Below are 2,094 nucleotides of genomic sequence, written 5' to 3' on the forward strand. Positions count from 1 at the left end.
CAGAGCTCTGCCAAAGTAAAACTTCGCAAAATTTTAGCTTTAAATTTGAAAGCGCCCACACCATTTACCGCGCCGTAGGCAAGCTAGCGCGACGACATACTTCGCTCTCTGCCGAGATATGGGTGAGCTGTCATTACGGCAGTGCAAGCGGCGTATCGCAAGTCTTGCCGACAATAAAGCAGAGGCGGTCTGTATTTTTGTAAATTTATAGCACATAAAATTTCGCCGCGATAAACGCAATAAATTTATATATCGCAGGCGATCTGTGCAGTTTTGGTTTCTGCGCGTAGCACAGTAAATTTTGTGCGCGGCAAATTTATAGCCAAATAACCGTGACCGCGCCAAAGTTTAGACTCTCTGTGGCGCCGAAAACCGCTTGCGTACGGCGACAGACAAGAATAAAATTTTAACTGACCTAGCGCGCGATGAAAGAGCTTTACGGTGCCTACGCCGCGATAATTTCGCGCACCTTTTCGGTGAAATTATCACCCACGATGTATTCGGTCGGATAAACTAGCACCTCGCTGCCGTTGCGGATCCGCAGGATCAACCGCTTGGTATTTTTTAGCGCCGTGTCGCAAAATGCGAGGTGGTAAATTTTATAAATCTTCTCGCGGCTAAGCTCGCCCAAATTTAGCTCAAACTCGAAATCCTGCGCGTTTTTGCGCTGTGCCTCCCGCTCTTTGCGCGCCTTAAGGACGGGGTCTTCCGCAGCAAACCCACCCCTTCGCTCCACGAAATTTCCGCCGCCGTAGCCGCCGCTTCGTTCGCCGCCGAAACCGTTTCCGCCCTCATTTCTGCGCTCGGAGCCGAATCTGGAACCTCTAATTTTGTCAGGTGCGTAGTTTTCGATCTCGCGCGCCGCATCCAGGCTTAAAATTTCATCCAGATAAATTTGATATTTGCCGCCGTAAGGAGATGTGTTTTTGCTAAGCCGCACCCAAAATGCCATCGGGCGCTCCAGCGCGTCGTCGTTTAGCGATGCGACCGCTTCGTAAACCTCGCCGAATGCGCTCATCTCGAAGCTTCCCGAAAGATCGAGCACCGTGACGTTTGCCATCTGCTTGCCCGATTTGGTCGTGCGCGAAAAGACGTTTTCGATCTTGCCGACGCATAAAATTTTAACGCCCGCGTCGTCGTTCACCAGCTCGTCGAATTCGCTGGATTTAGTGTACGAAATGCCGTCAAGCTCACTAGCATAGGCTCTTAGCGGATTTTCGCCCAAAAATACCCCTGCGCGCGGACGGAAGCTCGCATCACGGGCGTTTTGCAGGCTCATCATCGAAAGAAACGACAGCTGATACGCCGCGCCGCCGACCGCGCTTTTTGAAATTTTAATCATAAAGGCGTACGGATGCTCCCGCTCCTGCGGGCTTAAGTTTTCGATCGCCTTTAGCGCGTTATCGAACACCGCGAGCTCGAAGCTGCCGTGCAGATCAAGCACGTTTAAAATCCCCATTTTTTTGCCCGTTTTCGTCATGCGCGTGGACAGATCCTCGATCCGCCCCACGCTAAGCACCTCGGCGCTATCTCCGTCGATCTCGCTAAACGCCGAGGATAGGGCGTAATCGATCCCGTCCATCTCCTCTTTGTAATCATCCAGCGGATGTCCCGAGAGATACACGCCAACGGTCTGCTGCTCAAATTTCAAAATTTCGCCCTGCGGAAATTCCTTGTCGGTATCTACGAAGCTTACGCTCATGCCGCTCGTCATATCCTCATCCTCTCCAAAAAGCGAGCTCTCGGCGTCCTTTTTAATCTCGGTGATCTTTTTCATCACATCTAGGATATTTTCCATATTTTGAATCATCGCCAGGCGGCTCTTGCCCAGACAATCCATCGCGCCCGCGTAGATCAGCGATTCGATGACCTTTTTATTGACGCGGAAATTATCTACGCGCGAAGCAAAATCGTCGATACTTTGAAATTTAGCCTCGCTTTGAAGCTCTAAGATATTTTCGATCGCGGCACCACCCACGCCCTTGATCGCGCCGAGGCCGTAGATGATCGAGGTGCCCGATTTGGAGTTTTCGTCATCCACGACGCTAAAGCCTCTTAAGCTTTGATTGATCGACGGCGGCAAAAGCCCGATAC

The 2,094-nt window shown here is 51.2% G+C and carries 1 protein-coding gene and 1 pseudogene; one reads left to right on the forward strand and one right to left on the reverse strand.

Going from position 1 to position 2,094, the window contains the following annotated elements; genetic code table 11:
• Positions 1 to 203 (forward strand): hypothetical protein (locus Q0438_RS01790; protein ID WP_299186659.1); only part of this gene is annotated, 203 nt, incomplete at its 5' end.
• 242 nt (positions 204 to 445) lie between these two features.
• On the opposite strand, the pseudogene Q0438_RS01795 reads toward Q0438_RS01790, so the two are convergent.
• Positions 446 to 2,094 (reverse strand): annotated as a pseudogene (locus tag Q0438_RS01795) (DNA polymerase III subunit alpha); the annotation flags it as partial.

It is taken from the genome of uncultured Campylobacter sp. (genome assembly GCF_938030785.1).
Taxonomy (GTDB): Bacteria; Campylobacterota; Campylobacteria; order Campylobacterales; family Campylobacteraceae; genus Campylobacter_B.